Below are 6000 nucleotides of genomic sequence, written 5' to 3'. Positions count from 1 at the left end.
GCTCGACGGCGGGCAGCTGACGGCGCACCACCTCGCAGCTTTCCAATATCGACAGCCGCTCGGGGGTGGTCAGCGCGTCAAAGGACAAGTCAAGCGCGCGTTTCAGGTAAGCCCGAAGCCCGTCGAACACCTCGACGACCTGTCATCTCTCAGGACATCGGTGACAGTTGTGTATCAGGACATGGGTGACAGTTCGGGTGGTCTTGGTGGTGACACTTCTGCCCCAAGGTTCGATCGGTGGCTGTCAATGAACCCATCGATCCTCGTGTCCGCCTCGCCATCTCGCAGTGGCCCGATGACGCCCCGCGCGGGGCGGTCTCGACGTTTTGCGCCGAGCACGGCATCTCCCGTAAGTCGTTCTACGAGTTACGCAACCGTGTGACGAGCGAGGGCCCGGCAGCGGTGCTCGAACCCAGGACCCGACGGCCAAAGTCGAGCCCGTCGATGTACAACGATGAGATCAAAAAACAGGCCGTGGCAGTGCGTGCCGCTCTGGAGGCCTCTGGCCTGGACCACGGGCCGATCAGCGTGCACGACAAGATGCGCTCTATGGGCTTGGCGCTGGTCCCGTCCACGGCGTCGCTGGCACGCATTTTCCGTGAAGCCGGCGTGGCTCGTCTTGAGCCGAAGAAGAAACCCCGTTCGGCATGGCGGCGGTTCGTCTATCCGGCCCCGAATGCCTGCTGGCAACTCGACGCCACCGGCTATGTGCTCACCGGCGGACGCGAGTGTGTGATCTTCCAGCTGATCGACGATCACTCCCGCTACGCGGTCGCCTCCCATGTGGCCTTGAGCGAGACCGCCGAGGCAGCAATCGCCGTGTTCGACAAGGCTGTTCGCGTCCACGGCGTGCCCCAACGACTGTTGTCGGACAACGGGATTGCCCTGAACCCTTCGCGGCGTGGATATCAGGGCCGACTCGTCAACCATGTCTCACGCCTAGGGGTGCAGGCGATCACCGGCAAACCGTACAAGCCGACCACCCAGGGCAAGAACGAGCGCTTCCACCAGACCTTGTTCCGTTACCTGGACAAACAGCCGCTGGCCAGCACACTGGCCGAGCTGCAGGCCCAGATAGACGCCTTCGATGACATCTACAACAACGAACGCCCCCACCAGGGACTGCCTGGCCGCGTCACACCACAAACGGCATGGGAGGCCACCCCGAAAGCCCAGGCCCCTCACCCCAAACCCGACCCGCCGTTTTCCATCCACGCCGCTGCCAAGCGATTCCAGCCGAGACCGGCGCCCAAAGACCTCCCCGCCGGGACCCACATCAAGACACTGACCACCGCCGGCACGTTCATGCTCGCCGGAGTCCGCTACCAAGTCGACGGCCGACGCGGCTTCGAACAGGTCTTGGTCGTCATCGACGGCGACAAGATCACCGTGGCCGACCTCGACGGTGAAGTCCTCATCGAGCACACTCGCCCCGCGCCGGGAGTGAGATACGTCGGCAACGGAAGACCCCGCGGCCCGCGACAAGACCGATGAAGCGTCACCGATGTCCTGACACACCAACTGTCACCCATGTCCTGATGCAGAACTGTCACCGATGTCCTGAGACATCACACCGGGCGACCCGAACCCTTCGGAGAACCCCCAGCTGTGGATAAAAGCCGAACGGTCGATAAAGGGGGCAGAGTGCGAAGGCGCCTGCGCGTTCTCGCCCAGGTCGCGGCATTCTTGCTGAACGCGGGGGCGCCTAAAGCCAGGAGGCTGCGTGGCACCGCTCGCCAACCGGCCCGCAACGGAGCCGATTGCCCCATCGGCGGCGCTACGCTGCTGTGTCGTGCAGAAGACGCGCCTCGACACCGCCCGGATCCGGGCGGCTCGCCGGGTGATCGACCCAATCTTTCTCGATACCCCGCTATACCGTTGCGAGGCCCTGGAACCCGACCTCGGGTGCTCGGTGAGCATCAAGCTCGAAACGGCGAATCCGGTGCGCAGCTTCAAGGCCCGCGGCGCCGAGGTCGTCGCGAGCATGCTCGCCGACAATGGTTCACCCGCCGTGGTGTGCGCCAGCGGGGGCAACCTTGGCCAAGCCCTCGCTTGGTCCGGTCGCGCCAGGGGCCTCGACGTCACGGTCGTGGCATCCCGGTTTGGACCCGAGGTCAAGCTCGATCGCATGCGCGCACTGGGCGCCAGATTGGAGTTAGTGGACGGCGACCACGAGATGGCCCGTGCGCGAGCGGCAGCCATCGCGCGGCATGACCACATCCGGCTGCTCGAAGACAGCCTGGACCTCGAAACCTGTGAGGGCGCGGCGACCATCGGCCTGGAACTGGTGGACGCCGCACCGTCGTTCGACGCGGTCCTGATTGCTCTGGGCGGCGGGGCGCTGGCTACCGGTGTCGGTCATGTGCTGAAGGAGCGGGCGCCCGAAGTCGAGGTGATCTGCGTCCAGCCGGCGGGCGCACCGGCGATGACACACTCATGGCGCCAGCGGCGCGTCGTCACCACCGACTCGACCAACACCATCGCTGACGCGGTGGCCGGCCGGCGTCCTATTCCGGCCGTCCTCGACGACCTACTCCTGGTCGTTGACGATGCCGTCCTGGTCCAGGAAGCATCGATCATCGCCGGTATGCGAATGCTCCTCGACCACGCCGGTCTCGTCGTGGAGCCGTCGGCCGCGCTCGGCATCGCGGCGGTCCTCGAAGACCGCGACCGCTTCGCCGGCCGACGCGTGGTCACCATCGTATGCGGCAGCAACGTCGACATAGGCGTCTACCGTCGCTGGGTCGCTGCCACACTGCATCACGAATGATTTTGCGCCGCGGCATGTTTGGTCACACCGGCAGCCCGGAGAACATCACCCGGCTGGGATCGTATGTCTGCCGAACGGTACTCAACTTCGACAGGTTCGGACCGAAGTATCGCGCCGCCGGCTGGTTGGCCTCGAGGTAATTCACGTAGCCGCCAACCGAATACGGTTGCACGGCCCGGTGTGCCGCAGCGAGCCAGCCGAGCGCGCCCGACGGGTCGCCGGATGTCTCGACGTACCACTGCACCAACGACGACTGCCGGCGCCACGGAAACGCGGACGCCCCCGTCGGCACGTCGGCCAGGGCGCCGTCGAGCGCATGCATGATCGCCAGCATGCGACCCGCTCCGCGCGGGAACGCGTCGACCGCTGCGGCGATCCCCTGCGCCGCAGCCAGCGTGATCGTCGGGAAAACGTCTGACCCACCGACGTATCCGAGCGGTGACGGGTTGAGGTTTCCGACGGCCAGATAATTCGTCAGGTCCAAATAGTTGAAGGTGTGGTTTTCCGTCCCGGTCGGTTGGATGCCCACGGCTGACGTGATGGCCGACGCCACGCTGCCACCCGATCCGGCCGGACAGGTCGCCAGGATCCGACAGTGCGTGCCCATCGGGTCGACGGTGGCATCCGCCAGCGCCCAGCAGCTGCGGTCGGCAGTGCGCAGCCAGTTCTGCCAGCCCACCAGTACCTGCGCGAACGACTGCGGCGGGAAGTTGAGGTTCACCGCGTCGACCTCGCCGGCGGGAAAGGTGGCGAAGGTGAGCGAGGTTGTCACGCCGAAATTGCCACCACCGCCGCCGCGCAACGCCCAGAACAGGTCGGGCTGGCTGTTGGCCGACGCGGTGACGGCCTGGCCGCCCGGCAGTACCACCGTGGCCGACCTCAACGCGTCGCTCATCAGGCCGGCGTGCCGGGAGTGGGCGCCCAGTCCGCCGCCCAACGCGTGCCCGGCGGCACCCACCGACGGGCAGGTACCCGTCGGGATGCCCCGGCCCGCTGCCGCCAGCACCTGGTGCATCGCATACAGACTCGTCGCGGGCGTCACGGTGACCTGGCCGGTGGCGGCGTCGTAGTTGATGTCGCCGGGCAGCTGACGCAGGTCGAGCACCATCGTGCCGTTCGCGGTGGACGCCCCCACGTAGGAGTGCCCGCCACCGCGCGGAGCGACCTTGAGATTGTTGGCGGCAGCGAACGTCATCGCCTTCTGCACATCCGCCGGCGAGGTCACAGTGACCACCGCGGCCGGCGTCAAACCGTTGTAGTTGGTGTTGAAAACCTGCTTGGCCGAACCGAATTGCGGACCGTTCGGCTGAATGACTTGTCCACCAATGGCCTTGGACAACCCGTCCCAGCCGGAGATGACGGGTTCGGCACCGGCGCGGGCGGACCCGAGGACCGCGCCGGCGGCCAATGCTCCGGCGGCGCTGCGCAGAAACGTCTTACGCGAAATCTCGCGCGTCAACGTCGGGTTCCCGTCACGCCCTGCATTGTCAACCAGGTGAACCCAAGAACAGCCGTGACACAACACGTGTCGACCACATCGGCCGAAACGTGCGCGAACCTTTACCCGGTCGTGTTCTGGACGTGACAGCGGTAGACCAGTGTTCGATGCGGACCGCGGAACATTGAGGGGTGGGTATGGGTCGCAACTGGGTGTCGCAGCTGAACAATCAGCCATTGACGGTGCGTGCGCTGATCGGCCTCGGTTGCCTGATCACGGCCGCCACCGCGTTCTCGACGCCGGGCGAGGCAGATCCCAATGACGACAACTTCATCGACGCGCTGAGCCACGCCGGCATCGAGTACGGCGAACCGGGCAACGCGATGGCCGTCGGCCAGTCCATCTGCCCGACGATCGCCGCGCCGGGCGGCAGCTTCGCCGCCGCTGCGTCGGGCGTCTCGCACCGCGGCATGTCACCGCAAGTGGCCCGGATGTTCACCACCATAGCGATCCGCACGTACTGCCCCGAAGAGATGGCAAACCTGTTCGGCGGCAACCCTTCTGGTCAGCAGCCGATCCCTGGCATAACCGGGATTCCGGGGGTCTAGCGCGTCCCCAGCGGGTCGATCGTCCACGCGATATAGACCATCGCCGTCGCGACCGACGCCATCGTCGCGAAGTCAATTCCCTTGCTGCGCACCACCAGAAGACCGGCACGGTCCTCGGTGAGCGCCAACCGCAACACGGCGGCGATGCCAACGCCGATGCCGATCAACAGTGCGCCGCGGCGCCAGAAGTTCGCCGCCGCCAGGCTGAACGCCACAACGAAAATCAGGACCACCGTCAGCATCGGCCACTGCGGGCGGAACAGCCGGCCCACGCTCACTGCTTTTCGGCCAACTCAACGACGTTGGTCAGCAGGAAGGCGCGGGTCAGCGGACCCACGCCGCCGGGGTTCGGCGACACATGGCCGGCGACCTCCCAGACATCCGGATGCACGTCGCCGACCAGTCCTTCGTCGGTGCGGCTGACGCCGACGTCGACGACGGCCGCGCCGGGACGCACCATATCCGCGGTCAGCATGTGCGGAACCCCGACACCCGCCACGATGATGTCGGCCTGCCTGGTAAGCGCGGGAAGATCACGAGTTCCGGTGTGGCACAACGTTACCGTGGCATTTTCCGAGCGGCGGGTCAGTAACAGGCCAAGCGGGCGACCGACCGTCACACCGCGACCGATGACTACCACGTGTGCGCCGGCGATCTCGACGTCGAAGCGCCGCAGCAGATGCACGATGCCGCGCGCGGTGCAGGGCAGCGGTGCCGGCTCCATCAAGACCAGCCGGCCCAGGTTGGTCGGATGCAGCCCGTCGGCGTCCTTGCCCGGATCGACCCGCTCCAGCGCCGCGTTCTCGTCCAACTGGCCCCGTGGCAGCGGCAATTGGACGATGTAGCCCGTGCACTCGGGGTTGGCGTTGAGCTCGTCGATGGTCTCGTTGAGCTTGGCCTGGGTGATGTCGGCGGGCAGGTCGCGGCGCAGCGAGGTGATGCCGACCTTGGCGCAGTCGGCATGCTTCCCGCGGACGTAAGCCTGCGACCCCGGGTCGTCGCCGACCAGGATGGTGCCCAGACCGGGTGTGCGCCCCGATGCGGTCAGCGCCGCCACCCGTTGCTTCAGGTCGACGAAGATCTCGTCGCGCGTGACTTTGCCGTCCAACGTGATCGCACCCACGTCCCACAGTCTGACACCAATGCCGAGTGCGGGCTCGCGCGCGTGGGACCGAAGGCGACGG

At 66.5% G+C, this 6000-nt stretch carries 5 protein-coding genes and 1 pseudogene; 3 read left to right on the top strand and 3 right to left on the bottom strand.

The features are described 5' to 3' along the window. Positions 1-237 precede the first annotated feature (237 nt). Both VGG53_RS09535 and VGG53_RS09530 read left to right on the top strand, forming a co-directional pair. On the top strand, positions 238-1494 hold the full coding sequence (locus tag VGG53_RS09535; RefSeq protein WP_422656391.1) for an integrase core domain-containing protein: 1257 nt from the start codon (positions 238-240) through the stop codon (positions 1492-1494). Positions 1495-1792: 298 nt separating this feature from the next. Continuing rightward, complete coding sequence (locus VGG53_RS09530; RefSeq protein ID WP_331517791.1) at positions 1793-2770, top strand: threonine ammonia-lyase; 978 nt, start codon at positions 1793-1795, stop codon at positions 2768-2770. 22 nt (positions 2771-2792) lie between these two features. Here the strand turns inward: VGG53_RS09530 and VGG53_RS09525 are convergent, their stop codons facing one another. Continuing rightward, positions 2793-4229, bottom strand: coding sequence for an FAD-binding oxidoreductase (locus tag VGG53_RS09525; RefSeq protein ID WP_331517790.1), 1437 nt, complete (start codon positions 4227-4229; stop codon positions 2793-2795). Positions 4230-4405: 176 nt separating this feature from the next. On the opposite strand from VGG53_RS09525, the pseudogene VGG53_RS09520 reads away from it, so the two are divergent. Continuing rightward, positions 4406-4801, top strand: a pseudogene (locus tag VGG53_RS09520) (DUF732 domain-containing protein); the annotation flags it as partial. 11 nt (positions 4802-4812) lie between these two features. Here VGG53_RS09520 and VGG53_RS09515 read toward each other — a convergent pair. Together VGG53_RS09515 and VGG53_RS09510 are read right to left on the bottom strand one after the other, a co-directional pair. Then, positions 4813-5058 (bottom strand): DUF3017 domain-containing protein, encoded by a 246-nt coding sequence (locus tag VGG53_RS09515; RefSeq protein ID WP_331517807.1) that lies wholly within the window; start codon positions 5056-5058, stop codon positions 4813-4815. 32 nt (positions 5059-5090) lie between these two features. Next, positions 5091-5939 carry a bifunctional methylenetetrahydrofolate dehydrogenase/methenyltetrahydrofolate cyclohydrolase gene (locus VGG53_RS09510; RefSeq protein WP_331517789.1) on the bottom strand — a complete coding sequence of 283 codons (849 nt, stop codon included), beginning with the start codon at positions 5937-5939 and terminating at the stop codon, positions 5091-5093. Positions 5940-6000 lie beyond the last annotated feature (61 nt).

The sequence above is a fragment of the Mycobacterium sp. genome (assembly GCF_036490025.1).
In the GTDB taxonomy this organism is placed as follows: Bacteria; Actinomycetota; Actinomycetes; order Mycobacteriales; family Mycobacteriaceae; genus Mycobacterium.
This window is presented reverse-complemented; position numbering and strand designations above follow the sequence as displayed.